Consider the following 25,852-nt stretch of genomic DNA (forward strand, 5'->3'; position numbering starts at 1 on the left):
CTACTCTGCCGTCTCGGCTTCGACGATGCTCTCGCCGTCTTCCTCGAAGCGGGCGGCGCGAACCCGGAGCTTGCGCGGCGGGTTCTGCCGACCGTTCGCCCAGACCGCCTCGTTGATCGAGGGGTCGAGCCTGATGGCGTCCGCGTCGACGGCGAAGTGCTTGGCGAGGTGCTCGCGGACGATGGACATGGCCTTGTCGGCCTCCTCCTGTTTCGGCGCGGCCTTCGTGTCGCGGAGCGGGACGGTGACGACCCGTTCCTCGAAGTCGCCGGCGCTCATTCGTCCGTGTCGCTACGGCGCCAGTGGCGCCGCTTCGGGTTGCGTTCGACGTTGCGGTCGGTCTTGAGCATGACCCACGGCGGGACGCGCGTGTTCTGGCGCTCGAGTTTCCCCAGGCGCTTCTTCTTGGCTTTCGATTTCTTACCCATAGTGTCACCCCCTTCCGCGCCGGCGCTTAAATTCCTGTTCCTTTCGCCCGGGGTCGGTTTCGCCCCGGTTCCCGCCCGTCTGAACTCGTTCGTCGCGCGATACGGATCAGTCGCGCGACACGGGCCACCATCGTCGCGGGAGCGACGGGTGCTATCAGGATTGATTCTCCGGTAGGTGCCTCTATATAGGAAAATTCGCCATCTACCGCTATGGAGCGGCGAGCGCTACTGTCGGCGGCCGCACTGGGAGTCGCGGGCGGAGTCGCCGGCTGTATCGGCGGCGGTGGCGAGGTCGTGACGACCGTCCAGCGAACGGTGTCGGTCCAGCCCGGCCAGGGCTGGATCAAGGAGATCCCGGACGTGTCCGACCCTGGCGGCGCGATCAGGTATCGCGCGAAGGCCGACCGTCCCTTCGACGTCTACCTCTTCTCCTCCGAGGAGTCGTTCATGTTCTACGACACCTACACGGACGGCGACGAGCCGGCGCTGACGCCCGCCGGCAACACCGACGTGAGCGCGACTGCGGAGAAGGTCGCGAAGGACGCCTACGAGGCCGAGACGCAGAAGGGCGGCGCCCGACAGCCCATCGACGACTCCGGCCCGTACTACTTCGTCGTCGACCACTCCGACTACCGCGACGAGGCCGGGCCCGGCGACGAGCCGTCACCGCTCGACGTGTTCGTCGACCTCACCGTGACCCAGCGGAAGTTACTCTAAGCGGACGGCGAACCCGCGCGGCGGACGGCCGGCCGCTCACGCGAACGCGAGCGGAACCATCACGAGCACGCCGGTCGCGACGCCGCCGACGAGTTCGCGCCGGCCGCCACCGGGCAGGTCTTCCCCGCGGTCGAGCGCCTCGGGGACGAACTCGGTCGCGACGAGGTACACCATCGCGCCGGCGGCGAAGCCGAAGCCGAAGGGGAGGAACCGCTCGGCCAGCGTGACGAAGTAGTAGGCGATCACCGCGCCGACGGGCTGGGGGAGGCTGGAGAACACCGCCCACCAGACCATCCGCCACTCGCTGACGCCCATCGCGCGCAGGGGGATGGAGATGGCGACGCCCTCGGGGACGTTGTGTATGGAGATGGCGACGGTCATGAACACCGCCAGCACCGGGAGGGTCAGGCCCGCCAGCGAGACGGTCGCGAGGCTCGGCTGGTCGATGCCCAGCTCGGCGAAGGAGACGCCGACGGCGACCCCCTCCGGGAAGCTGTGGACGGTCAGGATGCCGAGGATGAGGACGAGCTTCCGGAAGTCGGCCTCCTCGTATTCCTTCGCGTCGAACTCGGCGTCTTCGAGCACCTCGTGACCGACGACGACGAGAGCGACGCCGACGAGGACGCCCGGCCCGATGGCGAGCGCCGCGTCGACCGCGCCACCGTCGACCACTGCAAGTCCCTCGCGGACCAGTCCGAAAAGCGACGCGGCGACCATGATCCCCGACGCGAGCCCCCACAGCACCACGTTCCAGCGGTCGGAGATGTCCTCGACCAGGAAGAAGGGGACCGCGCCCAGGCCGGTCGCCAGCGCCGTCACCAGCCCGGCGACGAACACCAGCGTCAGGTTCGTGACTGCGACCATGTCCGTGCTAGTGGACGCTCTGGTCTCCTAAGTATTATCACGAATCTGATTGTTTTTGGCAGCCCTAAAGGCCGCGGAGCGCGCTGGTCGGCTGGCGCGCACCGGAACGGCCGCACCGTGCCAACGCGTGGTTAATGAACCTTATATGCATTATGAATGTTCCCTCTCCTATGCGGTGAAATATAAATACTCGTCTGCTGAATAAAACAGTATGTCAACCACGACGCGCACGACCGAGGCGGATGCGGCGGAGACCGGGGCGCTCCCGCACAGGATTGTCGACCCGCTGGACGGGTCGGGCCGGATGACCGTCGAGACGGCCGACGGCGAGAAACGGACGGTCGTCGACTGTCTGGACGGGCTCGTCGCGGAACGGCTCGCCGACCGCGCAGCCGGTTCGACGGTCCGCATGGAGCTCTCGCCGACGCCCGCCGGCGACGGCTACGTCGCCGCGCGGGTCCTGCCCGGCGGCCTGCCCGCGCTGTAAGCCGACCGAGAGGGGGGACGCAGCCCGACTGTGTGAGGGGGGACGCGGCGCCGTTACAGCGGGAACCGCTCGACGGTCTCGTAGCTCGGTCCGTCGGGCCCGAGCGCGCTCTCTTTCAGTCTGATCTCTTCGACCGCGAGCGTCCCGACGTCCGGGTCGCGCTCGCGGACCGTCTCCTGGACCTGTTCCTTCCCGCCGGCGTGTTCCATCCGCGCGAGCGTGACGTGGGGCGTGAACTCGTGGTCTTCCGCGTCGAAGCCCATCGCCGTCGTCCGCTCCTCGACGGTCTCGTGGATCCTCGTCAGTTCCTCGCCGCCCGTGCGCGTGCCGATCCAGACGACACTGATGTAGTCGAGGCTCGGAAAGACACCGAGCCCGCCGAATTCGACCTCGAACGGGTCGACGCCCGCGTCGGCCTCCGCCGCGTCGAGTTCGTCGACGAGGTCGTCGAGTCTGTCGGGGTCGGTATCGCCGAGGAACTTCACGGTGACGTGGGCCTGCTCGGGATCGACGAAGTTGAGACCCGACGCGCCCGCGAACCGCTCCTGCGCGGCCGCGACCTCCTCGGCCAGCCCGTCGAGGTCGACGCTGACGAACAGTCGCTTGCCCATACCCGCCAGTCGGACCGCCTCGCTCTTCTGTGCTGTGTTCGTCCAGCAGACATACACCGCGCGGACGCGGACGGTGCGATATGTCGTTCGACGCCCTCCAGCGGACGGTTCGGCGGTGTACGGCCGTCGTGGTCGCTATCCTCGGGATCGGATTCGGCGAAGTCGCCTCCGGCTTCGGCGGGACGCCGCTCGTCGTCGCTGCGCTGATCTACCTCGTCGCGAGCGCGCTCTTCGGCGTCGCGCGACTGTACAACAAGCGCGCGGGCGTCGTCGACGTCGCGCCGCCGGGCGAGGGCGAGACCGAGGCGAACGACCCGCCGTCGTCTTGACGGGTCTGATCGGAGCGCGCTCGACGGACCGTCACCGTTAGTGTCCCGCCGGGATTCAGCAGACACACATGGACGACGGCCCAGCCCTCCGCCGGACCCTCCGCCGCTGTACGGCCGCCCTCATCGTGACGCTGACTCCGGCCCTCCGACCGATCAGCGACTACCAGTACGACGGAACGCTCGCCTTCGCTATCGCACTCGGCTATCTCGTCGTCAGTGCGACCGCCCAGTTCGACGTGCTCACCGGCAGATCAGAGGCGGGCGGGGGTCCGACGACCGACGACGCGTCCGACGCCGGGAAGGACGGGGAGACGGACGCCGACTCGGACACCGCGCCGGAGGCGGACGGGGAACGACTGTGACGTAGCCCTTAACCATCTTCCTCGCATATCAGGTGGTATGACCGACGACCGGGACGACCACGAGTTCTCCTCCGGACAGGGATTCGGCGACCCGTACGAGGGGTTCGACATCGATCCGCCGGAGTTCGAGGTCGACCCAGACCAGATCGACCCCGTCGACTCGCGCGTCCTCGCGGACGAACTCGACGAGCGAAACATCGCCGCCAGCGAGGTCGACGCCGAGGAACTCCTCGACGTGGGCCTGAGCTACATCGGCATCAACCGCTACGAGCAGGCCACCGACGCCCTCGAACGGGCCGCTCGCTTCGCCGACGACGACCGGATCGAACAGGAGGCCTGGACGAACAAGGGCGCCGCCCACGCCGAACTGGAGGAGTGGGACGCCGCTATCGGCGCCTACCGCGAGGCGCTTTCTATCGACGACGACTCCGAGCACGCCGCGACGGCCGAGACCAACCTCGCCTTCGCGTTCTGGAACTCCGGCCGGACCGAACAGGCGCTCGAACACGCCGAGCGCGCCGTCGAGATCGACTCCCGGTTCGCCGAGGGCTGGTACAACCGCGGCTTCTTCCTGCTCGAACGCGGCCTCGCCGAGGACGCCCGCAACGCCTTCGACAACGCCATCCGCCTCGGCTTCCGCAACGCCGAGATCATCGAGGAGAAGGCCCGCGCCCTCGAAGAACTCGGCGAGGACGAGCGCGCCGAGGAACTGGCCGAAGAGGCCGACGAACTCCGCCAGCAGGCCGAAGCGGAGATGATGGAGTAGGCGATGCTCCTCAACGAACGCGACACCGACGAGGGGTTGCTCGTCTCGGTCTGTGACCCGGAGGACCTGGGCGAGACATACGAGAACGGCACCGTCTCGCTGACCGTCGAGCCGGACTTTTACGACGGCGACGAGGCGACCGAGGAAGAGGTCGTCGACAGCCTCTCGCGCTGCTCCACGGCGAACATCGTTGGCGAGGAGTCCGTCGCGCTGGCCATCGAACACGGGTTCGTCGACGAGGAGAACGTCCTCGACCTCGACGGCACCCGCCACGCGCAACTGCTCTGGATGTAGGTCGCCCGAGCTACCAGAACGCTTCTGTCCGTTCGGTTGGTTGACGAAACTATGACTGATCGCGACACACCGAACGAGTCCGACGAGCGGGCTTCGGACGGTGGGATAGCCACCGGTATCGACGAGGAACGGCTCTACGAGATCGTCTACGACGCCGTCGAGGACGCGATCCTCGGCGCGGTCGGGACGCTACTGCTGACCGGGATCGGGGTCCTTTTTCTCGTGGCCGGCGTGACCGCGCTGGGCCGAGCGGAGGGTAGCGCGGCGATCGCGATCGGACTGGGGGTAGCGCTGCTCGGTGGCGGTCTCGTAGTCACGACACTGACGGACGTATTGCCGGCCGATCGGTGGTTCTGAGAACACGGTTCGCCGGAGGGATTCTCCGAGTGCGAACTGAGTTTTGGGGAAACCGAAGGAATGTTAGCCGTCGAGTGCGTCCGTTTCCCTAATGGGACTGTCAGAATCGGAGCCGCTCGACGTCGAGCGCATACGGGAGGACTTTCCGATCCTCGAACGGGAGTTCAGGGGCGAGCAGCTGGTCTACCTCGACAACGCCGCGACGAGCCAGACGCCCGACCAGGTCGTCGACGCCATCTCGCACTACTACCGCAACACGAACGCCAACGTTCACCGCGGCCTGCACCATCTCAGCCAGGAGGCCTCCATCGCCTACGAGGAGGCCCACGACCGCGTCGCCGAGTTCATCGGCGCCGAGGGGCGCGAGGAGGTCGTCTTCACCAAGAACACGACGGAGGCGGTCAACACCGTCGCCTACGCGTGGGGCCTGGCCGAACTCGGCCCCGGCGACGAGGTCGTCCTCACCGAGATGGACCACCACGCGACGCTGGTCACCTGGCAGCAACTCGCCAAGAAGACCGGCGCCGACGTGAAGTTCATCCGGGTGGACGAGGAGGGCTACCTCGACGTGGACCACGCCCGCGAGCTGATCACCGACGACACCGCGATGGTCAGCATGATCCACGTCTCGAACACGCTCGGCACGATCAATCCGGTCGAAGAGATCGGCGAGATCGCCCACGACCACGACGCGCTGTACTTCGTCGACGGCGCCCAGTCGGTCCCGCACATGCCCGTCGACGTCCAGACGATGGACGCCGACTTTTTCGCGTTCTCGGGGCACAAGATGTGCGGTCCGACGGGTATCGGCGTCCTCTACGGGAAAGAGCACCTCCTCGAAGCGATGCAGCCGTACCTCTACGGCGGGATGATGATCGAGAAGGTGACTTACGAGGACTCGACGTGGCACGACCTCCCCTGGAAGTTCGAGGCCGGGACGCCCGTCATCGCGCAGGGCATCGCCCTCGCGGAGGCCTGCGACTACCTCGACGACATCGGGATGGAGAACGTCCAGCGCCACGGCGAGGAACTCGCCGAGTACGCCTACGAACGCCTCTCGGAGTTCGAGGACATCCAGATCCTCGGCCCGCCGGGCGACGACCGCGCCGCGCTCGTCTCGTTCAACCTCGACGGCGTCCACGCCCACGACGCCTCGGAGATCCTCAACGAGTACGCCGTCGCGGTGCGGGCGGGCGACCACTGCACCCAGCCGCTCCACGACAAGCTCGGTATCCCCTCCTCGACTCGCGCCAGCTTCTACATCTACAATACGAAGGAGGAAGTGGACAAGCTGGTCGAAGCGCTGGACGAGGCGCGCCAACTGTTCGCCTAGCGTTCGAGCGTTCGGTGCCGACGGCACCGATTCACCGGAGCCAAATGGACCGAACGGAGTGATCGAGGGCGGGGTAATTTGCGAGCCGCGAACTGCGGTGAGGGCTTATTTATCAGGGGGAGAAACGGCCGGTGTGAGCGACGCGCCGCCACCGGAGGAGACGTTCGCGCTGTTGGGCGACGCCTACGCCCGAGCGATCCTCGTCGCCACACGGAGTGACCCCATGACAGCAGACGCGCTCACGGAGGCGCTCGACGCCGCGCCCTCCACAGTCTACGACCGCATCGACGACCTGACCGACGCGGGCTTTCTCTCGGAGGTGACCCGCACCGACGACCGCGGCAACCACTACGCGGAGTACCGCGCCCGCCTCGACCGCCTCGGGGTCGACCTGACCGACGAGGGGTTCGAACTCGCGGTGAGCCACAGGGACCGCGACGAGACCGCCGCGCGCCTGCACGCCCTCTGGAGTGACCTGCGATGATCGGGACGCTCGCGATGCTCACGTCGCTGGTCCAGGGGCTCGTCGTCGTCGGGACGCTCGTCGTCGTCGCCAAGGCCGCGATCGCCTACCGCCAGCACGACAGCCGCCCGATGGCCCTGCTTTCGGTCGGTCTGTTCCTGTTGCTGGTCGCGCCGCCGGCGTTCGAACTGCTGGTCGGCGCACTGCTCGACGGGACGCCGATGACCGGTCCCGTCGGTGGCGGTCGGCAGCCGACGACGGCGACGCTGTGGGCGCTGTTCCTCACCGAGGAACTCATCCGCCTCGTTGGCGTCGCCGCCCTGCTCGGATCGCTGTACGTCCGAGAGTGACTGCAAGTGAGATCGCATCGCGGGATTTCGGACTCCTGTTTCGTTCGTGTCGCCTGTTGAGCAGTGGTTTCAGATGCCATGTCGCGAAGAGAAGCCGGGCCGAAATGACCGCAGTCGACGGTGAGCGCTGAAAGCCCTCGGCGCGCTCGCGGTCGCTGAGTCGGATATCCTCGCTTCGCTCACGGGTCGCTTCGCTCCCCGTTCGCATTCGAGGTCTCCCTACGGTCGACCTCGCACCGCTCGGATAGTGCCCGCTCAGGCGACTACATGAACGCGAGCCCGACTCGCCCTTTCAGTCCACCAGGGACCGCACAGCACCGCGCCTCACGCCTCCCCAGCCGATTCGCTCAGTCGCTCCGCTCCTTCGCTCATCCCTCGCACGGTGCTGTCGCGCGATGAAACGCGCGACAGCGCGCGCCACCGCAATTGTTCACGCTGCGGGCTGTACTGAGCGTACGCCGAGCGAAGCGAGGCGTTTCCCCGAATCCGAGCGGAGCGAGGATTCGGCCTTTTTCACCCATGTTTTTGGCTGGGGGGTCGCGCGTAGCGCGACCCCCCAGCGAAAAAGATGGTGGGGTTTAAGCAGCCCTTGCCGCTAGACAGGCGCGTGGAATCGCCGTTCGACGTTCTCTCGGTGGCCCCCGACGCCGACGAGGAGGAGATAAAGGAGGCCTACCGGGAGCGGATCAAGGAGGCCCACCCCGACCACGGCGGGTCGGCGCGCGAGTTCCAGCTCGTGAGGGCCGCCTACGAGGAGATCAAGAACGGCGACGCCGCGGTGGAGGGGGAAGCGAGCGGCGGTGACGAGGGGAGCACCGCCGAAGCCGTGGCCGGAGATACCCCCGAACCGGAGCGAGAGGAGCCGCAACGGACGCAACGCTGCCGGGTCGAGTATCTGAACTACGAGGTGCTGGACGACCACGGGTGGGACGTCGACGACGAGGACCTCTTCGAGGTGGCGGCGGACGGAGGGCTGGACCGGGAAGACTACGGCCAGTTCTGGGTGCGGCCGCGCGAGTCGCTGCTCGAAGCGGCCGAGCGCCACGGCTTCGCGTGGCCGTTCGCCTGCCGCGGGGGCGCCTGCGCCAACTGCGCCATCATCATCCTCGAAGGGGAGATGCGGACCCGCGTCGACCACGTGCTCCCGCCGGAGATGCTCGAAAAAGGCTTCCAGCTCTCGTGCAACGGGATGCCGGTCTCCGACGAGCTGCAGGTCCTCTACAACGTCAAGTCGATGCCGGAACTGGAGGAGCTGTTGCTCCCGCCGCGTCCCTGGGAGCAGGCCCACGACGACTGACCGTGGCACCGCCACCCACGCCACCACGGAATTTTTGTGCCGGTGCGGCGACGCGCCGAACGTGACTCACTGGGCAGACCGGCTCTTTCGGGAGCAAGCGGACCTGTTCGCGGAGAGCTTCGAGGGCATGTTCGAAGCGGCCGACGAAGAGATCGGCACGCTGATCGACCTGCTGGACGAGGAGTTCGACTGCCGGCCCGAGCGCTCGCTGGATATCGCCTGCGGCGTCGGTCGGCACGTCCTCGCGCTCGCCGACCGCGGCGTCGACGCGGAGGGACTCGACTTCTCTGCAGAGTTCGTCGGGCGAGCGCGCGACCGGGCGAGCGACCGCGGGCTGGACGACCGGACCGTGTTCCACGAGGCCGACATGCGCGACCTGGGCGAGCGCTCGGGCTCGTACGACCTGATAACCGTCTTCTGGAACTCGTTGGGGTACTACGACCGGGAGACGGACGTGCAGGTCCTGGCCGACGCTCGCGAGCTGCTCGCCGAGGAGGGGGTGCTCGTCGTCGAGCAGTCGAACCGGGACTTCTTCCTGCGGAACTTCGACGCGGCGACCGTCAGCGAGGACGACGGCCGCTTCTCGGTGTACCGCCAGACGTTCGACGTCGAGACAGGCCGGTTCTCGACGCGCATCGACGTCTTCGACGCGACCGGCGAGGGGTACGACTACGTCGACCGGATGGAGTGGGAGAACAGGCTCTACGCGCCGCCGGTGCTTCGAGAGCTCTGCGAGGACGCGGGCTTCGAGGACGTGTCGCTGTTCGGCGGGTTCGACGGGGACGACCTGACGCTGGAGTCGGAGACCGTCGCGACGATAGCGCGGTGAACGGTCGCGGTGGCGCAGCGGCTGGTTCCGCCGGGTTTGAGCGACGAAATCCGCCTGTTCACCCGCCGAACTCCCAGCCGGCGCTCTCGAGGCGCTTCTCCTCGACGCGGTCGCGCGCCTGTTCGTACTGGTCGGCCTCGTGGTGCGGGCGGTCGGCGGCGAGGTCGCGGGCGCGCTCGAACCAGGCTTCGGCGTCCTCGTAGCGGTCGCCGGCCTCGTCGTCGTCGGCGCTGTCGTCGCCCTCGCGTTCGAGCGCCGTCGCGTGGGCGCTCATCGCTTCGAGCAGCCCCGCGGTGACCCAGGTGAGCTGGTATTCGAGGGCGTCCTCGGAGACGGGGGCGTGCCCGTTCCAGCCGGCGTCGGTCGCGGCGCGGTAACGGTCGAACGCTTCCTCCCAGGCGTCGACGGCGACCGTGGCCTCCTCCGCGGAGAGCGCGGTCTCGCAGCGGCCGGCAGCGTCGTCGAGGAACGCCTCGCCGGCCGCGCGGAGGTCGGATTCGAGCGAATCCAGTCGGTCCGCCGCGCCCTCCGGCGGATGGTCGACGTCGTCGAGGGACTCGCGGGCCTCGTCGATGGCTTCGGCGGCGTCGACGTACGCCTCGCAGGCCTCGCCGTACTCCCCGTCTTCGAGCGCCGTCTGGACCGTCTCGTACGCGGACACGGCGCGGTCGAGCCAGGCGGTGACGCGGGTGTGTTCGAGTTCCTCGACGACGGCGTCGACCTCCGCGCGGATCTTCTGCTCGGGCGCGCGCTCCTCGCGGGTGGCACAGCGGCGCGCCTGCGAGAACTGCGACCGCGCCGAGAGCGCGTGTTGGTTCGGGTCCTCGCCGCGCTTGCAGGCGTCCTCGTAGGCGGCGATGCCGTCGCGGGCGTGCGCGAGCGCCGCGGCCATGTCGGACCACGACGAGCCGACGGCGTCGATGTAGTCCTCCGCCTCCTCGACGTCCCCTTCGTCGGGGTCGAAGACGACCGTCTCGTCGTCTGTCTGGACCTCGATCTTGCTGTTGAGCAGCCCCTTCCGGACGTGGCTCGTCTCGAGGTCGGTCAGCTCGAAGGCGATCTCCGGCTCGTCCGGTTTGTCGCCGAGGATCCACAGCACGCGCTCGTCGGTGGCGAGCATATAGGCGCCGTGGTCGCCGCTCGATTCGATCGTCGTCGTTCGACCGTCCTGCGTGTGTTCTATCGTCCCGTCGTTAGCGAGCGCGTGCGCTAACGCTTCGCCCTCTCGCAACATGTCTCCCAGATGCTCCGCGTCGGCGTCTCCCGACCCGGACCCACCGGATATGGCGTCGTTGACTCGGTCGAACATTGCCCTGTTTCCGTTGCCCCTATTTCTGGGAGGGTAGGTAATAAACTTCGGTGTAGGTTCACGACGTGAAACAACCGTCTGACGGACCGCGCCGGGCGCCCTCGGCGGGGGTGCGGCCGTGCGAAGCGCTCCCTCGGAATCCTTTTCCGCCGATGGAGCGTACCGGAGACCAACAATGGGCATCGGCGGATCGGACATGTACCGACAGCAGATCCTCGACCACTACAAGAACCCCCGTAACTTCGGGGAGATCGAGGACGCCACGTTCACCCACGTCGGCGAGAACCCGATGTGCGGCGACACCATCGAGATGGACGTCGTGCTCGACGACGACGAGGAAGTCATCGAGCGCGTCGCCTTCCGCGGCGACGGCTGCGCCATCTCGCAGGCGTCCGCCTCGATGCTCTCGGAGAAGCTCGCGGGGATGGCGGTCGAGGATCTGGAAGCGATGGATAGAGACGACGTGATCGACATGCTCGGCGTCGACATCTCGCCGATGCGCGTCAAGTGCGCCGTGCTCGCCGAGAAGGTCGCACAGGACGGCGCGGAGATCTACTTCGGCGAGACGGACGTCGACAGAACGACGACCGAAGACGACGAGGAGTGAGGCTCGGCGGCGTCAGCGATTTTCCGCGTTTCTCCCGTCGGATAGCGCTCAGCTCACGTCGTCGGGTTCGATCACGGTCGTCTCGTCGTCGATGCCGTGGTCGATTTCGACCGAATGGCGGGTGTGTCGGGCGTGGATCGTCGCCCAGCGCTCGGCGGCGTGGCGGACGAGGTGTTCGGAGCCTTCCGGACAGCGGCGGCACTCGGCGAGCCAGGTGGTCACGTCGTCCGGGAAGTGACCCGTGTGACGCTTGTGGTCGAGCGCGAACTGTTCGACCGCCTGGTTGCCGACGCCCAGGTCGTCGAGTTCGTAGGCGAGGTCCCACTCGCGGTCGCAGCGCGAGCAACTGACCGTCGGCGTGTCGTCGAGTTCGGCCGACGGTATGTCGCTCCCGTCGCCGGGATCGTCGCGTCCCTCGTGAGTGTCGTCTGGCACGCCCTTCGGTTCTCCCGCGATGGCCTTGTCTCTGTTGGGCCGCGAGCCTCGGCGCCGTTCGACCGGCGGGCCGAAACCGGGACGTATTTCCCCGCGAACGCGCCTCCACCGACAACGACGCGATGGAGTCGACGCCCGCACCGAGCGACGAGCGCGCGCCCCGCGACCGCGGAGCGACGGGTCCGGCCCGACGAGCGACCGGTGCTGGAGGGCGACCGTGGTAGTCCCGGACCGCCTCGCGCGGTTCGACGCGCTCGCGCTGACCGCGCTGGTGTGGTTCCTCGGGAAGTTCCTCCGCTACGCCTTCCCGCCGCTGTTCGGCACGCTCGGCACGACGTACGGCGTCTCGCGGACCGTCCTCGGGAGCGCGTTCACCGGGCTGATGCTCGTCTACGCGGCGATGCAGTTCCCCTCGGGACTGTTGGCCGACCGGCTCGGATCTGTCCGGGTGATCACCGCGGGGGCGCTGGTCGCGGCGGTCGCCGCGCTCGCGCTGGCCGTCGACGCGCCGCTGTGGGTGTTGATCGGCGCGATGGCGCTCGTCGGCGCGGGGACGGGGACGTACAAGACGGTCGGCGTCAGCCTGCTCTCGCGGGCCTACCCCGCGCGGACGGGCCGCGCGCTCGGCATTTTCGACACGTTCGGCACGTTCGGCGGCGTCGCCGCGCCCGCGGCGGTCGTCGTCGCCTCGGGACTCCCCGCGGCGTTCGGCGCCCCCTGGCGCTCGCTGTTCCTCGCGGCCGGTATCGTCGGCGTCGGCCTCGCCGTCGCGTTCGCGCGGCGCGTCCCGAAGCGGCTCCCCGACGAGCCGGCGAGCGCCGCCTCGAACGGTTCCGGAGCAGCTGACGACGGGTCCGGAGACAGCGACGGCGTCCCGCTTCGCGCCTACGTCGCCCTCTTCCGGGATCGTCGGTTCGCGCTGTTCGTCGTCGTCACCATCTGCTTCTCGTTCGCGTACAACGGCGCCGTCGCCTTCCTCCCCCTCTATCTCACCGAGGCGACCGCCGTCTCGGAGGCGACGGCGAACCTGCTGTTCAGCGTGCTCTTCGTCGTCAGTCTCGTCCAACTGGTCACCGGCGAGGCGAGCGACCGGGTCGGCGCCGAGGCCATCCTCGCGCTGACGCTCGGCGTCGCCACCACCGGGCTGCTGGCCGTGCTGGCGCTCTCGGCGACCGGCGGTCCCGTCGTCCTCGGCGGCGCGGTCGTCCTGCTCGGACTGGGCGCCCACGGCTACCGGCCGGTCCGCGGCGCGTACATGATGTCTGTCATGCCCGAGTCGGTCGCCGGCGGGAGCCTCGGCGTCGTCCGGACGCTCCTGATGGCGGCCGGCGCGGTTTCGCCCGCCATCGTCGGCTACCTCTCCGAGACAGCCGGGTTCGGCGCGGCGTTCCGGTTGCTCGCGGCCGGGCTCGTCGCCGCGACGGCGCTGTCGCTCGTCCTCTGGGCGCTCGACCGGTAGCCGCTACTCGTAGTCGTCCCACTCCAGGCCCGTCCCGACCGCCGAGACGCCGCCGTCGACGCGCAGGGTCGTCCCCGTCACGAACGACGCCTCGTCTGAGGCCAGAAAGGCGATGGCGCCTGCGACTTCCCGCGGTTCGCCCGCGCGCTTGAGGATCCCCGGGCCCTCGGCGTGGGGCGCCGTCTTCTCCGCCAGGAACGCGTCGGCCTCGCGCTCGTCGTCCGGGAGGTGGTAGTCGGTGATCACCCAGCCGGGCGAGACGGCGTTGACGCGGATCCCCTCCGACGCGTGGTCGCAGGCCATGTCCTTCGTCATCGCGACGACGGCCCCCTTCGTCGAGTCGTACTGCGCCCAGTCGGGGCGGCCGACCTCGGCGCCCATCGACGCGACGTTGACGACGGATCCGCCTTCGCGGCCACTGCCGTCGGCCATCAGCGGGATCAGGTGCTTCGCGCAGACGGCGACGCCCTTCTGGTTCACGTCGACGATCCGGTCCCAGCTGTCCTCGCCGGCCTCGGTGACTGGACGGGGCTCGACGCGGACGCCCGCGTTGTTGACGAGTACGTCCACCTGGCCGAACTCGTCCGCGACGCGGTCGGCCATCCGCTCGACTGCCGCCTCGTCGCCCACGTCGGTTTCGACGGCGAACGTCTCCCCTCCCGTCTCCGTCGCGATCTCGTCGGCGACGGATTCGGCTTCGTCGCCGAGCACGTCGACGACGACCACGTCCGCGCCGTCTTGGGCCAGTCGCCGGCAGGTCGCCTCGCCGATGCCGCGCGCGCCGCCGGTGACGACGGCGACCCGGTCCGCCAGTCGGTCGGTCATGGCTCGCGGTTCGGCTGTCCGGGTGTTGTAGCTACCGGCGCCTCACTCGTACTCGGTCACACAGAACCCGTTGCCTTCCGGGTCCTCCAGCACGGTCCACGTCGCGGTGTAGCCCTCGCCGGATTCTGTCTTCGTCTCGCGAACGGACGCCCCCAACTCGGTGAGGCGCTCGACGGCCGTCGCCCGGTCCGCGGCGGCGAAGTCGAGGTGGATCGGCAGGTCCCGCTCGGTGCCTTTCGGCATCTCCTTGAACAGGAGCGCGGGACCGCGCTCCCGGTCGACGATCTCCGAATCGAACGACGGGAGGTCGCGCCGCTCGCCGTCGACCGCCCGCTGCCAGAACGTCGCGAGTTCCGCCGGGTCCTCACAAGCAAAGGTAATATGTTCTAACTCGATCATGCAGGACACTCATCACTCGGCCGTGGAAAACGGCTGTCGATACCGGCGAATAGTGCAATTCAGGTATCAGAAACGGACGACATCGGACGGGTACAGGAGGGGAATCGACCGTCAGGCCAGGAAGACGTGTCGCGGGCGGTCGGCGAGGACCTCGCGGCCCCAGGCGACGGTCTCGCGGAACTCGTCGGAGCGGAAGAAGGCCATCGCGTCTTCCTTCGCGTCCCAGCGGCTGGCGATGAACATGTCGGTGTCGTCCTCGCGGTTCGCCAGCAGGACCGTCTCGCGGTGGCCGTCCATCTCCGCGAGCGCCTCGCCGACGTCCGCGAAGGTGTCGACGAACTCCTCACGGTAGTCGGGCTTGACCGTGTAGAACATTCCCATCGTGCCGAAGCCGTCGCGGTCCTGCGGGCGACCGACGATGTCCGGCAGGTCCGTCAGGAAGTCCGCGGCGGTGTCGGCGGCGCTCTCGGTGTCCCAGAGGCTGACGACGGCCGTCGTCCCCGAGTCGTCGTCGGTGTAGACCGCCGTCTTGACGTGCGTGTCGTAGCGGTCGAAGCCGTCGCGAAGGTCCGAGACCTCCGCGTCGAGGGTCTCGGGATCGGCCTCGGAGTAGAGGACGAGCGCGTAGACGTCCTCGCCGTGGGGCTGGCCGGCGTAGACGCCCTCGGTCGCGAGTTCCTCGCGGATGTCGGCGGCGGTAGTATCGTCGCTCGCCTGCGTCTCCGTGCCGCCGGTGTCGTCGTCGCTCGCCCCGGAGTCGCCGGCCGCGTCGCCGTCGCCGAGCGGACCGCGAGCGCTGTGGGTCACGGCGTCGATGTCGGTCAGGAAGCCGAGCGCGGTGTCGGCGGCGCGCTCGTTCGCCCAGACGCTGACGATGGCTGTCTGGCCCTGGTTGGCGCGGACGCTCGTCAGGACGTGCGTGTCGTAGTGATCGAAGTTCCCGCGGAGGCCGTCGACCTCGTCGACGAGCGCCTCGGCGTCCGCGTCGGCGTAGCAGACCAGCCCGTAGTCGCTGTCGTCGTACTCCTCGGGATAGACGCCGAAGTTCGCCAGCGTCTGCCCCATCTCGTCGGCGTCGAGCCCGTCGACGCTCTCGTCGTCGGTCTCCTGCTGGACGGCCGCGGGCGGTCCGCCGCTCGCGTCGCTGTCGTCGTCGCTCGATTCGGTGACGGCCTCAGGGGGCGCGGCCGCGTCGGTCGACGACGCCGCTTCGCTGTCGCCGTGCGCGCTCTGCCCGGTGTCGCCGCCGTGCCCGTTGGCGTGGCTGGCGGTCGACGCGCTGGCGTGTGCCGGCCGCTCGCCGTCGGATTCCTCGGCGGTGTCGGTCGTCGGGACGTGCTCGCCTGCGAGGTAGGCGCCCAGGTCCGCCGGCGGGAACTTGCGGCCGACGTAGAAGGGGCCGAACTCGGCGAACTTCGACGAGGAGGGGTCGAAGCGCATCTCGTACAGCAGCTCCTTCACGTCGGTCATGTCGTCGGCCCAGAGCGTGACGCCCCACTCCCAGTCGTCGATGCCGACCGAACCGGTGATCATCTGTGAGACCCGACCGGCGTAGTCGCGGCCGATGTCGCCGTGGCTCGCCATGTGCTCGGCGCGCTCCTCGAAGGGCAGGTCGTACCAGTTCTGCTGGGGCTGCCGACGTTTCGACATCGGGTAGAAGGAGACGTGCTCGCTGTCCGGGATCTCCGGGTGGAGCCGCGACTTGATGTACTGGGCGAGCCCCGAGTCGTCGTCGACCTCGCCGTCGAAGTACTCGCGGGCGCGCTCGCTGTAGCCCGACGCCTCCGTGACGGAGACGTACGAGTAGGTCTGCTCGGTGAACTGTGCGAACTCGGTGCGCTCGAACTGGCGTTCGAGGCGTTCGACGTCTGCCAGCGTCGGGCGGAGGTGGACGATCAGGAGGTCGGCCTTGTGTCCGACGACCGCGTAGAGGGCAGAGTCGCCCTCCTCGGCGTCGGCGACGGCCTCGGCGGACTGGAGGTGGGAGACGGCCTCGTCCAGCGCCCGTTCGCGGACGCGCTCGGGGGCGTCCTGCCAGGCCTCCCAGTCGACCGTCCGGAGGTCGTGGAGTGCGTACCAGCCCTCCTCCGTCTGCGGCGGCTCGCGTCTGACCATACCCGGACGTAGCGAGTCGCAGTTTAGGAAGCTTGCCTTTCCGGAATCGGGGACGGGGCCGGCCCCGCTCAGTTGAGCAGCTGCGGCCCGAACAGCATCAGGAACAGCCCGGCGAGCATCAGCAGGCTGATCGACGCGGTGACCGCGGTGGTCGCCCGGCGGCCGTCCTCGACCGGGAGCCGGGCGACGACTGACTCGGCGGACGAGCGGAGGATGTGGCCGCCGTCGAGCGGGAAGGTGGGCACGCAGTTGAACACGCCGAGGTTCAGGTTGACCCAGGCCGTCCAGAAGAGGACGTTAGCGATCATGAAGACGCCGCCGCCGAGTCCGGAGAGCGGGCCGGTGGCGGTGTAGAAGTTCGCCACGTCGGGGACGAACCCGGCGAAGTCGTAGCCGATGCCGGGCGCGATGGTGCTGAGGAACGGGACCAGGAGGACGACGAACATCTGCTGGAGGAACTGCCCGCTGAACAGGCCGCCCCACGCCCCGCTGTTCCCGCCGAGGACGGCGAGGAAGTAGCTCGCGGGGTAGACGTCGATCCCGGCGTCGGCCACCGCGATGCCGCTGAAGCCCTGCTGGGTGCGGAGCCCGAGCGCGTCGCCGGGACCGTCACCGGTGCCGACCGTCACGGCGTAGGTGTCGCGCTCGCCGCCCACGGAGGCGCGCACGTCGACCGTCGAGCCCGGTTCGAGCCCGCTGACGACGCTGCTGTAGACGGAGGCGTTGGGGGTTCGCTCGCCCGCGACGTGGGTGACGATCACGTCCGTACCGTTCGTCGGGACGGAGGCGTTGGCGAGCGGGCCGTCCTCGACGGCGAGGCCGTAGGCGCCGACGGGGAAGGTCGCGCTTCCGCGGTTCGTCTGGATGGTGACCGTCTCGCGGCCGGCCATCGCGCGGGCGAACCCGCGCTCGGTGTAGACCTCGGTCCCGTTTACCGCCTCGACGATAGTCGCGTTCCGCTGGTTGGGTTCGATCCCGTCGGTGACAGAGGGGACCGACCGCATCAGCACGAGCTTCCGTTCGAGCGTCGTCGTCTCGCCGCTCTTCAGCGTGAGTTCGACGGAGCGGTCATCGATCCGGCCGAGCGTCGCCTCGAACTCCGAGACGTTGGCGACGGGTTGGCCCTCGACCTCGGTGACGACGTCGCCGTAGCCGAGCCCGGCGTCCTCGGCGGCCGAACCCGAGGCGACGTTCCCGATAGGGACGCCCGCCGCTACCGAGATGGCGCCGGAGACGGGGCCGAACAGGAGCAGGAAGCCGACGAAGGCGACGAGGAAGTTGTTCGTCACGCCGGCGGCGAACATCCGGGTCTGGCTGCCGCGGTCAGCCCTGAGTCGGCTCTCCTCGTCTGGTTCGACGAACGCGCCGACGGGGATGAACGCGAAGAACGCCAGCCCCATCGAGTCGATGTCGATGTCCTCGACGCGACAGAGGAGGCCGTGACCGCCCTCGTGGACCACGAGACCGATGAGGAGGCCGAGGACGATCTCGGGGGCGGCTGCGGGCGGGAGGAAATCGTTGACGCCGGGGATGACCAGCACGTTCTGCGGGTTCTGGACGGGCTGGGCCTCGGGCTGTTGCATCGCCTGCCAGCCGGCGTTGAAGACGGCGGCGAACATGCCGACCATCGTGACCAGCGCCATCCCGACGCCGAAGTTGCCCCAGGCGCGCCACAGCCGCTTCGGCGCGGCGAGCTTCGTGAGGAATGCGCGACCGCGGCCGGTGTGCAACGTCGTGATCGGTCCGGAGACCCGGACGGACTCGGGGAGATACCCCCTCGCCTGCAACGCCATCGCCCCCGCCGTGTAGACGGCGATCCCGGCGAGTACCCAGTACAGCGGGCGTACCATTACCCGGAGTGATGGGCCTGGCCGTCAAGAGGGTTTGGTTACCATCTTTTTCCCGGAGGGGTTTCCTCGGTCGCTGCGCTCCCTGCGGGAACCCCTCCGGCAAAAACATGGGTGAAAAAGGCCGGAACCTCGCTCCGCTCGGTTCCGGTGAACCGGCGCCGGAGGCGCCGGATGCTCAGTGCAGGGGAAGGACTGAACACCACTGCATCCGCCGAGCGAAGCGAGGCGGTTCACCGACGACGAGGCCGAAGGCCGAGTCGTCGGCCATTTTCACCCATGTTTTTGCGCCGAGTGGTTCCCACAGCGAAGGGAGTGAGCGAGGAAACCCGAGGCGGAAAAAGATGGTCCGCATACCCACTGAACACCGCCGGGCCTCGGAAAACTGACGACCGGGCTACCGCTCGCGACGCAACCGATCGACGACGAACTCCCGATCGAGATCGCCGAGGAAGTGGCCCAGTTGCGGGCCCTCGTCGACGCCGAAGAACAGCTGGTAGCCGACGGCGAAGAACTCGCCGACCTCTAGATCGTGGCGCCGCGCGGTCTCGTAGATCTCGCCCTGGATGGCCTCGCCGCCGTGGCCCTCCGCGACGAAGTCGGCCAGGTCGTCGAGCGCCGCGGCGGTCTCGTCGTCGACGCTCACCTCGGGCATCTCGGCGCGAGAGACGGTGTAGTTGTACTCGTTGTCGGTGCGGTCGGCCCACTCGCTCGCGAGTTCGACGCGGCCGAAGGCGTCCTCGACGGCCCACGCGGGGTCGTCGTCGGCGACGTGGCCCTCCTTGCGGGCCGTCTCCGCGCGCGCCGCTTCGTCGTCGAACATCCCCAGTACCGCGGCGAACGTGTAGGGGAGGCGCACCCGGTTCGCGAACTCGCCGTCGACGAACTCGCGGCGGCGCTCCCGGTCTTGCGTGTCGTTGTGGTCGAACGCGACGGCGTGGGCGTCCTCGCCGTCCGCGACTGCATCGAACCGCTCGCTCGCGGCCAGCGCCTCCGGCGGCACGTCGCCGAGCGAGTGAACGAACGGATACACGCGCTCGGCGCGGCGGGTCTCCTTCCCGGTGCCCGACTCCTCGCCGAAGTAGAGGCGCTCGACCCGGTCGAACTCGTCGACGAGCAGGTCGAGGCGCTCGATGCTGAAGTCCCGTGCCTTGTTCGGGTCCTTGGCGAAGAAGTACCGGAGGACCTCCGGTTCGAGCATTTCCAGCACGTCGTGGACGAGGACGATGTTGCCCTCCGAGGAGGAGAACGGTTCGCCGTCGAGCGTGAACCACTCGTAGACCATCGGTTCGGGCGGGTCGATGTCGAGGACGTTCTCGGCGATGTCGACGCCGGAGGGCCACGACCCCTCGGCGTGGTCCTTGCCGAACGGCTCGAAGTCGACGCCCAGCACCTGCCACTGGGCGGGCCACTCGAAGCGCCAGGGGAGCTTGCCCTCGCGGAAGGTGGCTGTGCCCTCGTGGCCGCAGCCCTCGATGGTGCGGTTGCCGGCCTCGATGTCGGTACAGCGGTACTCGACTTCGCGGTTCTCGACGTCGACGTCCGTCACCGTCTCGGTCACCTTCCCGCAGTTCGAGCAGAAGGGGTTGAACGGGACGTAGTCCTCGTCGACCTTGTCCTGATACTCGGAGAGGACCTCGCGGGCCTGTTCGCGGTTTCGCAGGACGTGTTCGACCACTTCGTCCATCCGGCCGGACTCGTACAGTTCGGTGGTCGAGACGACGTCGATGGGGACGTCGAGCAGTTCTGCGGACTCCGCGATGAGCGTCGAGAAGTGCGCGCCGTAGGAGTCACAGCAGCCGAACGGATCGGGGATGTCCGTGTACGCGTATCCGAGGTTCTTGCCGAGGGCGCCCGCGTTCACGTCGCCCAGGTCGACGATGTTGCCGTCCAGGTCGGCGAGCTTCCGGGGGAGTTTCCGCAGGGGGTCGCGGTCGTCGGTGGTGAACACCTGCCGGACTTCCCAGCCGCGGTCGCGCAGGACCTCGGCGACGAAGTAGCCGCGCATGATCTCGTTGACGTTGCCCAGGTGGGGTACGCCCGAGGGAGAGATACCGCCCTTGATCACGATCGGCTCCACGGGGTCGCGCGCCTCGACGGCGTCGGCGACCTCGTCGGCCCAGAAGGCGTAGTGGGTCTCGTCGTCGGTCTCGTCGGTTCTGGTGTCGTCCGCCGATTCGGTCTCGCCGGGCGCGTCGGTCTGGTCGGCGTTCGCGGTCTGATCGGCGCTCGCGCTCGCGCCAGTGTCGTCGGGTTCGCTCTCGCTCATGCTGTCACCGTCGGGGTCTCCGTCATCGGTCGGTCCACTCGGCGGGCGGTTCGCCCACGCCCTGGGGGACGACGTCGGTGCCGTCGTGCTCGCCGGTGCGGATCGCTCGCTCGACGCGCTCGGGGTCGTCGCCGTCGAGAACGATGGTCCTGATGCCGGACCGCTGGACGATCTTCGCGGCGAGGAGGTCCACGGGGGCGTTGCTCCCCGCGTCCATCTCCAGGTCGGCGATGAGGTCGACCAGTTCGTCGGCGCTGATCTCCGAGAACTTCGTCGCGTCGCCGTTCTCGCTGGGGTCGGCGTCGTAGACGCCGTCGACGCTCGTGGCGTAGACGAGCAGGTCTGCGTTGACGTACTCGGCGAAGGCCGCGCTGACGGCGTCGGTCGTCTGGCCGGCGACGGTGCCCCCCATCACGGGGATGTCGCCGCGTCGGATGGCCTTGCGGCCGGTGTCGTAGTCCTCGGGGGGCGTGGGTGCGGCACGCTCGTCCAGCGCGGCGATGAGCAGGCGACCGTTCAGGCGCGTCACGGAGATGCCGATCTGGTCGAGTTCGATCTCGTTGGCGCCCAGGTCGCGCGCCGCGGTGATGTACTCGCGCGCCGTGGGGCCGCCGCCGACGACCGTCCCGAGGGTATACCCGTCCGCGTCCAGCGATTCGAGCGCGTCGGCGTAGGCCCGGACCCGCTCCGGACTCACCGACGGGACGAGGACGCTCCCGCCGATAGAGACGACTACTTTCATTGGCACGGCGTAACCGCGATGCCGTCTTAAGGGTTGTCAAGCCGCGACGGCCCCGGTCCGAGGACCCCTGTCGAACGCCCACCGGATACCGGCCGACGTCGCACTCGCAAGCCCGCACCCCAGCGGGCACTCCGGCCGAAACCAGCAATTATTGCCTCAATCTCCGGCTGAACCGCTGTTCAGATCGCGGCTCTCGCCGCGTTCGTGCGGTCCACTCACAAAAACGTCTGGCTAGCTCAGAAACAGTTATAAAATGTCTAACGCCGATAGAAAACGTCCTGAAGGTTCGACTTCGACCCGTTTTTCCCGGAAAGTCTGTGAAACGACACGAAGCGAACCGAAGCTTCCCGCCTTTATATGGATACACGGGTCACAGAATGGAGCGAGGTGTCAACATGAGCTCGATACTACAGCCCTCCACCGAAGACGAGCCGTCGAAGGAAGAGCGACTCAAGGCCTATCTCGCGCAGAAGGCCGAGGACGGCGAAATGTACTTCAAGAGCAAGTTCATCGCGGACGAAGTCGGCCTGTCGCCCAAAGAGATCGGCGCGCTGATGGTGAAGATCCGCGACTCCGCGACGGAGCTCGAGGTCGAGAAGTGGTCCTACACGAGCGCGACCACGTGGCGCGTCGAACGCGCATAACGATCCGACACCGTGTACTCGCGGCTTCCCGGCGGAAACCCCACCACGACTCCCCGCGGCTACCGCCCAAGCACACGCGGCTACCGGCAGCCAATCCCCACCACGACTCCATTCCGACACACCACACCGAACCCGCCATATCGTCCCGTCACACCGACCCAACGACACGGAATTCACACGATTCCGGGTCCCTGACCGTCACACGGCTCAACCGACCGCACAGGACTCGCCCCTGACACTCGAACACGCTCCCTGATACACGCGACGCGGTGGCTCGTTGCCGCGGCGTCGCGGTTCCCCACTTCTCCGGCGTTCCGTCGCGGTCGGGGCTCGCCGCAGTCACAGGGCGGGCCCCGCGCTCGATTCCGTTCGTTTCTTCCCGGGATTTATACCCGGGTGCGCCCAACCTCGGAGCGATGGACGAGCGTCGCGAACCGGTGGCAGGGCCGCCGGTCGATGCCGTGCAGTCGGTCTTCCAGGTGGCCGACGTCCGCGTCGGTGACGACGACACGATATACTACCTGGGCACGCCGCTGGCGTCCGCGAAGGCGCTGGAGCGCGAGCTCTGGGAGCTGTTCCGCGAGGAGGGCTACGACGTGTCGCTGACGACGCGCGCCCAGTCGGAGGCGCCCTTCGACGAGACGACGCTCGTCGAGGACCGCTTCGGGCCGTCGCGGCCGCAGTACGTCCTCGTCGCGGAGCCCCGATCGCCTCACATCGACGGAGTCCCCTGGACGAACATCGTCTTCTTCGTGCTGACGGTGCTCTCGACGCTCCTCGTCGGCACGCAGTGGTACTACGTCGAGATCGAAAGCCCGCTCTCCCTGCTGGAGGCGTGGCCGTTCACGGCGGCGATCCTCGGCGTCCTCGCGGTCCACGAGTTCGGCCACTACGTCATGATCCGCTACCACGACGTCGACGCGAGTCTGCCCTACTTCATCCCGTTCCCGTCGCTCATCGGGACGATGGGCGCGGTCATCCGGATGCGCGGGCGGATCCCGAACCGCAAGGCGCTGTTCGACATCGGCGTCTCGGGTCCGCTGGCGGGGCTGGTCGCGACGGTCGTGGTCACGGTGATCGGTCTCTACCTCGACCCGATCACCGTCCCCGAGCGCGTGATCGAGGGGTCGTCGACCTCGCTGCGGTTCAACGACCCGCTCTTGCTGGTCATCCTCGCCGAGCTGACCGGCCAGCAGTTGTCGTACGCGGACCCGACGCTGGCGGCCAACCCCGTCATCTTTGGCGGCTGGGTCGGCATGTTCGTCACCTTCCTGAACCTGCTCCCCGTGGGGCAGTTCGACGGGGGCCACATCGTCCGCGCGATCCTCGGCCCCCGCCAGGAGACGGTCGCCGCGGCGGTCCCTGCCGCACTCTTCGGCCTCGCCGGCTACCTCTACTTCTCCCAGGAAGCGACGAACGCGGTCGTCCTCTGGGCGTTCTGGGGACTGATAGCCGGCGGCCTGGCCTACGCCGGCCCGGCGACGCCGATCCGCGACGAGCCGATCGGCCGCCGTCGCCAGGCCGTCGGCGTCCTGACGCTCGTGCTCGGCCTCCTCTGTTTCACGCCGGTTCCGTTCGAGATTCTGGCGGCGTGAAGGGTTCTGACGGGGTGAAACTGGCACTTTCCGAGCCGGTCGGATTGGAAAATCGGCCGATTCACTGATGGTGCTGCTGGAACCACTGTGCGACCTCTCGCTGGAACCGTTCGAACCAGTGGAGATCGGTGTGCAACACGTCGTAGACGACGTCGTGATCCACGTCGCCGTAGCGATGAGCGAGGACGTTCCGAAACCCGACTGCCTCTTCCAGTCTCTCTTGTGTTTCGGTCGAAATGATATCCGCGGTTCCGATCGCCTCGATTTCCTGTTTCGCCGTCCCGCTCGGTTCGAGATCTTCCGCCGCTCGGACGTGTTGTGCGAGGTCGATACACGCCTGAATCAGGTTCATCAACGTCCGCTCGACCGCTCGCTGTATCACGACGTCCTCCACGTATTCCGCTTTCGATAGCCCCCGCATCTCCTCCAGATCGCGGGTGTATTCGTTGATGTGGCGGAGTTTGTCCGCAACGATCGCTTCGTCGACCATTTACACGTCGCCTCGCGCGAGACGATCGATGAACGACCGTCGCTCCCGCTCGCGCTCACCGGCGGTTTCCTCGTATTCCGCCTTGATCTGTTCGTAATAGGACTCCGCGGCCTGCCGGTCTCCTGCGAGGAGTACCCCGTCTCGAAGCGCGGCGTACGCGACCGGAGTCGGGAGCGATTCGATGTCGCTCACGTCGACGAAGTCTGCTGCGTACTCCTGAACTGCGGCGTCGATCCGGTTCCGTCGCCGGAACCGCTCGTGGTCATCCAGGGCCGCAGGGAACCGAAGCGCGAGATCGAAATCGGACGACTCCCTCGCGGTCCCGCGCGCGCGTGAGCCGAACAGGATCGCGAAGACGACATCGGTCTGAGCGAGATAGTCGCGTAGCGACTCCGTATCCACACCCTCAACGGTCCGCTCGCCCGATGGCTCCATACGTGACCGTTAGATCCCCCTGGGTAATAATGTTGTAGCGGTCTCGATCGCTCGCTTCGATTGTCTGGGTTGGGTCCGGCTGCAAAGCGAGGTGGACAGACGCCACTGCGCTATGGCGGAGTTCGAAAGAGATGGATCAATGCGTGTATCCGCGGTCCGGGAGCGCCTCGCCGTCCAGCGTGACGCGATTCTCCGCGGCTTCCCCGCTCCGGTCCGAGGCGCTCCGCGCCTCGCGCTCGACGACGGTGCCGATCCGCGTCAGGTCGACGGGTGCGTCCTCGCGGACGGCCGCGAGTTCGTCCTCGGGGACGGTACAGACTAGTTCGAAGTCCTCGCCGAAGAACGCGCCCAGTTCCAGCCGCTCGTCGCCGCTTTGGGCGACCGCGTCGACGGCCTCGTCGATCGGGAGCGGCGATTCGACGGCCATCCCGCAGTCGCTGGCCTCGGCGAGCTGGTGGAGCGAGCGGGCGAGCCCGTCGCTGGAGTCCATCATCGCCGTCGCGCGGCCGACGAGCGCGCGACCGGCGGCGATTCGGGGAGAGAAGCGAAAGAGGTCGTTCGCGCGTTCGGTCTCGCCGCGCTCGAACAGGCGGAGGGCGGCCGCGCTCCGTCCCAGCGTGCCGGTCACGCAGACGGCGTCGCCGGGCTGGGCGCCCGAGCGCAGGACGGGGTCGTCGGTCCGACCGAGGGCCGTGGTCGCGACCGTGAACTCGACGTGGTCGTCGAGGTCGCCGCCGACGTACTCGGCGTCGACGGACTCGCAGACGTCGGCGGCGCCGTCGACAAAATCGACGAGTTCGGCCTCGTCGAAGGACGGCGCGGCGTAGACGGCGACAGCGGCGGTGGCCGCGGCGCCCATCGCGGCCACGTCGGAGAGGGAGGCGCCGACCGCGCGCCAGCCGGCGGTGTAGCGGGTCGTCCCGTCGGGGAAATCCGTCCGGTCGTGGAGCATGTCGGTGGTGACGACCTGCCCGTCGACGACGGCGGCGTCGTCGCCCGCCGACGGCAAGCGGTCGGCGAGCAGTCCCAGCGCGGTCCGTTCGTCCATACCTCGCGTTCGCCTGCCCCGTCAAAACCCCCTGTGATTCGGAGCGCACGAATGTGGTTCGGGGTGGTGGCACGTGCGGTCGGCCCCGGATCGCCCGTTCGGCCCCACTCCGGTGGGTTCAAACCGTGCAGGCCCTTCGTCGTGGA

The 25,852-nt window shown here is 68.2% G+C and carries 31 protein-coding genes; 16 read left to right on the plus strand and 15 right to left on the minus strand.

Annotated features, from left to right (window positions below; genetic code table 11):
- Together ACMGFH_RS18275 and ACMGFH_RS18280 are read right to left on the minus strand one after the other, a co-directional pair.
- Nucleotides 1-279 (minus strand): 50S ribosomal protein L31e, encoded by a 279-nt coding sequence (locus tag ACMGFH_RS18275; RefSeq protein WP_415379915.1) that lies wholly within the window; start codon nucleotides 277-279, stop codon nucleotides 1-3.
- Nucleotides 276-428: a 50S ribosomal protein L39e gene (locus ACMGFH_RS18280; protein WP_274325978.1), complete on the minus strand. Its 153-nt coding sequence runs from the start codon at nucleotides 426-428 to the stop codon at nucleotides 276-278. Before ACMGFH_RS18280 ends, ACMGFH_RS18275 begins: the two co-directional genes overlap by 4 nt.
- 210 nt (nucleotides 429-638) lie before the next feature.
- Here ACMGFH_RS18280 and ACMGFH_RS18285 point away from each other — a divergent pair, with 210 nt between their 5' ends.
- Entirely contained in the window at nucleotides 639-1,145 is a 507-nt protein-coding gene (locus ACMGFH_RS18285; RefSeq protein WP_415379916.1) for a hypothetical protein, read from the plus strand.
- Nucleotides 1,146-1,181: 36 nt separating this feature from the next.
- Here ACMGFH_RS18285 and ACMGFH_RS18290 read toward each other — a convergent pair whose 3' ends face one another.
- Nucleotides 1,182-2,009, minus strand: coding sequence for a ZIP family metal transporter (locus ACMGFH_RS18290; RefSeq protein WP_415379917.1), 828 nt, complete (start codon nucleotides 2,007-2,009; stop codon nucleotides 1,182-1,184).
- A gap of 211 nt (nucleotides 2,010-2,220) precedes the next feature.
- Here ACMGFH_RS18290 and ACMGFH_RS18295 point away from each other — a divergent pair, with 211 nt between their 5' ends.
- Nucleotides 2,221-2,496 (plus strand): hypothetical protein, encoded by a 276-nt coding sequence (locus ACMGFH_RS18295; protein ID WP_415379918.1) that lies wholly within the window; start codon nucleotides 2,221-2,223, stop codon nucleotides 2,494-2,496.
- A gap of 53 nt (nucleotides 2,497-2,549) precedes the next feature.
- Here ACMGFH_RS18295 and thpR read toward each other — a convergent pair whose 3' ends face one another.
- Complete coding sequence (gene thpR, locus ACMGFH_RS18300) at nucleotides 2,550-3,107, minus strand: RNA 2',3'-cyclic phosphodiesterase (protein ID WP_415379920.1); 558 nt, start codon at nucleotides 3,105-3,107, stop codon at nucleotides 2,550-2,552.
- An 80-nt stretch (nucleotides 3,108-3,187) separates the two neighbouring features.
- Between thpR and ACMGFH_RS18305 the strand changes: the two genes are divergently transcribed.
- The 10 genes from ACMGFH_RS18305 to ACMGFH_RS18350 all read left to right on the plus strand — a co-directional run bounded on the left by ACMGFH_RS18305 (nucleotide 3,188) and on the right by ACMGFH_RS18350 (nucleotide 9,487).
- Entirely contained in the window at nucleotides 3,188-3,436 is a 249-nt protein-coding gene (locus ACMGFH_RS18305) for a hypothetical protein (protein WP_415379921.1), read from the plus strand.
- 68 nt (nucleotides 3,437-3,504) lie between these two features.
- On the plus strand, nucleotides 3,505-3,798 hold the full coding sequence (locus tag ACMGFH_RS18310) for a hypothetical protein (protein ID WP_415379922.1): 294 nt from the start codon (nucleotides 3,505-3,507) through the stop codon (nucleotides 3,796-3,798).
- 37 nt (nucleotides 3,799-3,835) lie between these two features.
- Complete coding sequence (locus ACMGFH_RS18315; RefSeq protein WP_415379923.1) at nucleotides 3,836-4,564, plus strand: tetratricopeptide repeat protein; 729 nt, start codon at nucleotides 3,836-3,838, stop codon at nucleotides 4,562-4,564.
- A 3-nt stretch (nucleotides 4,565-4,567) separates the two neighbouring features.
- Complete coding sequence (locus ACMGFH_RS18320; RefSeq protein ID WP_415379924.1) at nucleotides 4,568-4,858, plus strand: DUF424 domain-containing protein; 291 nt, start codon at nucleotides 4,568-4,570, stop codon at nucleotides 4,856-4,858.
- Between the two features lie 51 nt (nucleotides 4,859-4,909).
- Nucleotides 4,910-5,215 carry a hypothetical protein gene (locus ACMGFH_RS18325; protein ID WP_415379925.1) on the plus strand — a complete coding sequence of 102 codons (306 nt, stop codon included), beginning with the start codon at nucleotides 4,910-4,912 and terminating at the stop codon, nucleotides 5,213-5,215.
- Between the two features lie 97 nt (nucleotides 5,216-5,312).
- Nucleotides 5,313-6,548 carry an aminotransferase class V-fold PLP-dependent enzyme gene (locus tag ACMGFH_RS18330; protein ID WP_415383281.1) on the plus strand — a complete coding sequence of 412 codons (1,236 nt, stop codon included), beginning with the start codon at nucleotides 5,313-5,315 and terminating at the stop codon, nucleotides 6,546-6,548.
- Nucleotides 6,549-6,681: 133 nt separating this feature from the next.
- Complete coding sequence (locus ACMGFH_RS18335; protein WP_415379926.1) at nucleotides 6,682-7,032, plus strand: helix-turn-helix domain-containing protein; 351 nt, start codon at nucleotides 6,682-6,684, stop codon at nucleotides 7,030-7,032.
- Nucleotides 7,029-7,361: a hypothetical protein gene (locus tag ACMGFH_RS18340; RefSeq protein ID WP_415379927.1), complete on the plus strand. Its 333-nt coding sequence runs from the start codon at nucleotides 7,029-7,031 to the stop codon at nucleotides 7,359-7,361. The genes ACMGFH_RS18335 and ACMGFH_RS18340 overlap by 4 nt, the downstream gene beginning before the upstream one ends.
- A gap of 607 nt (nucleotides 7,362-7,968) precedes the next feature.
- A complete protein-coding gene (fer, locus tag ACMGFH_RS18345) occupies nucleotides 7,969-8,658 on the plus strand; it encodes a ferredoxin Fer (protein WP_415379928.1) in 690 nt (229 codons plus the stop codon).
- A 61-nt stretch (nucleotides 8,659-8,719) separates the two neighbouring features.
- A complete protein-coding gene (locus tag ACMGFH_RS18350; RefSeq protein WP_415379929.1) occupies nucleotides 8,720-9,487 on the plus strand; it encodes a class I SAM-dependent methyltransferase in 768 nt (255 codons plus the stop codon).
- Between the two features lie 58 nt (nucleotides 9,488-9,545).
- On the opposite strand, the gene ACMGFH_RS18355 is transcribed toward ACMGFH_RS18350, so the two are convergent.
- Complete coding sequence (locus tag ACMGFH_RS18355) at nucleotides 9,546-10,721, minus strand: hypothetical protein (RefSeq protein ID WP_415379930.1); 1,176 nt, start codon at nucleotides 10,719-10,721, stop codon at nucleotides 9,546-9,548.
- A gap of 250 nt (nucleotides 10,722-10,971) precedes the next feature.
- On the opposite strand from ACMGFH_RS18355, the gene sufU reads away from it, so the two are divergent.
- The gene (gene sufU, locus ACMGFH_RS18360) at nucleotides 10,972-11,403 is read left to right on the plus strand and encodes a Fe-S cluster assembly sulfur transfer protein SufU (protein ID WP_415379931.1); all 432 of its coding nucleotides are present in this window, start codon (nucleotides 10,972-10,974) and stop codon (nucleotides 11,401-11,403) included.
- A 48-nt stretch (nucleotides 11,404-11,451) separates the two neighbouring features.
- On the opposite strand, the gene ACMGFH_RS18365 is transcribed toward sufU, so the two are convergent.
- Nucleotides 11,452-11,838: a hypothetical protein gene (locus ACMGFH_RS18365; RefSeq protein WP_415379932.1), complete on the minus strand. Its 387-nt coding sequence runs from the start codon at nucleotides 11,836-11,838 to the stop codon at nucleotides 11,452-11,454.
- 217 nt (nucleotides 11,839-12,055) lie between these two features.
- Here ACMGFH_RS18365 and ACMGFH_RS18370 point away from each other — a divergent pair, with 217 nt between their 5' ends.
- On the plus strand, nucleotides 12,056-13,297 hold the full coding sequence (locus ACMGFH_RS18370) for an MFS transporter (protein ID WP_415379933.1): 1,242 nt from the start codon (nucleotides 12,056-12,058) through the stop codon (nucleotides 13,295-13,297).
- A 3-nt stretch (nucleotides 13,298-13,300) separates the two neighbouring features.
- Here the strand turns inward: ACMGFH_RS18370 and ACMGFH_RS18375 are convergent, their stop codons facing one another.
- The 6 genes from ACMGFH_RS18375 to pyrH all read right to left on the minus strand — a co-directional run bounded on the left by ACMGFH_RS18375 (nucleotide 13,301) and on the right by pyrH (nucleotide 21,494).
- Complete coding sequence (locus tag ACMGFH_RS18375; RefSeq protein ID WP_415379934.1) at nucleotides 13,301-14,122, minus strand: SDR family NAD(P)-dependent oxidoreductase; 822 nt, start codon at nucleotides 14,120-14,122, stop codon at nucleotides 13,301-13,303.
- A 42-nt stretch (nucleotides 14,123-14,164) separates the two neighbouring features.
- Nucleotides 14,165-14,521, minus strand: a complete 357-nt coding sequence (locus ACMGFH_RS18380; protein WP_415379935.1) for a VOC family protein — start codon at nucleotides 14,519-14,521, stop codon at nucleotides 14,165-14,167.
- A gap of 111 nt (nucleotides 14,522-14,632) precedes the next feature.
- Nucleotides 14,633-16,636: a heme-binding protein gene (locus ACMGFH_RS18385; protein WP_415379936.1), complete on the minus strand. Its 2,004-nt coding sequence runs from the start codon at nucleotides 16,634-16,636 to the stop codon at nucleotides 14,633-14,635.
- Nucleotides 16,637-16,704: 68 nt separating this feature from the next.
- Nucleotides 16,705-18,486, minus strand: coding sequence for a site-2 protease family protein (locus tag ACMGFH_RS18390; protein ID WP_415379938.1), 1,782 nt, complete (start codon nucleotides 18,484-18,486; stop codon nucleotides 16,705-16,707).
- Between the two features lie 394 nt (nucleotides 18,487-18,880).
- Entirely contained in the window at nucleotides 18,881-20,752 is a 1,872-nt protein-coding gene (gene lysS, locus ACMGFH_RS18395) for a lysine--tRNA ligase (RefSeq protein ID WP_415379939.1), read from the minus strand.
- A gap of 22 nt (nucleotides 20,753-20,774) precedes the next feature.
- Nucleotides 20,775-21,494 (minus strand): UMP kinase, encoded by a 720-nt coding sequence (pyrH, locus tag ACMGFH_RS18400; protein ID WP_415379940.1) that lies wholly within the window; start codon nucleotides 21,492-21,494, stop codon nucleotides 20,775-20,777.
- Nucleotides 21,495-21,889: 395 nt separating this feature from the next.
- Here pyrH and ACMGFH_RS18405 point away from each other — a divergent pair, with 395 nt between their 5' ends.
- Nucleotides 21,890-22,138, plus strand: a complete 249-nt coding sequence (locus ACMGFH_RS18405) for a hypothetical protein (protein WP_274325954.1) — start codon at nucleotides 21,890-21,892, stop codon at nucleotides 22,136-22,138.
- Between the two features lie 416 nt (nucleotides 22,139-22,554).
- On the plus strand, nucleotides 22,555-23,733 hold the full coding sequence (locus ACMGFH_RS18410) for a site-2 protease family protein (RefSeq protein WP_415379941.1): 1,179 nt from the start codon (nucleotides 22,555-22,557) through the stop codon (nucleotides 23,731-23,733).
- 61 nt (nucleotides 23,734-23,794) lie between these two features.
- Here ACMGFH_RS18410 and hepT read toward each other — a convergent pair whose 3' ends face one another.
- From hepT to thiL, 3 genes are all read right to left on the minus strand, one after another.
- Nucleotides 23,795-24,223, minus strand: a complete 429-nt coding sequence (hepT, locus tag ACMGFH_RS18415) for a type VII toxin-antitoxin system HepT family RNase toxin (protein ID WP_415379942.1) — start codon at nucleotides 24,221-24,223, stop codon at nucleotides 23,795-23,797.
- Nucleotides 24,224-24,658: a type VII toxin-antitoxin system MntA family adenylyltransferase antitoxin gene (gene mntA / locus ACMGFH_RS18420; protein WP_415379943.1), complete on the minus strand. Its 435-nt coding sequence runs from the start codon at nucleotides 24,656-24,658 to the stop codon at nucleotides 24,224-24,226.
- 136 nt (nucleotides 24,659-24,794) lie between these two features.
- On the minus strand, nucleotides 24,795-25,706 hold the full coding sequence (thiL, locus tag ACMGFH_RS18425; protein ID WP_415379944.1) for a thiamine-phosphate kinase: 912 nt from the start codon (nucleotides 25,704-25,706) through the stop codon (nucleotides 24,795-24,797).
- Nucleotides 25,707-25,852 lie beyond the last annotated feature (146 nt).

Origin of the sequence: Halosimplex rarum, from assembly GCF_047715405.1 — an archaeon.
Lineage (GTDB): Archaea > Halobacteriota > Halobacteria > Halobacteriales > Haloarculaceae > Halosimplex > Halosimplex rarum.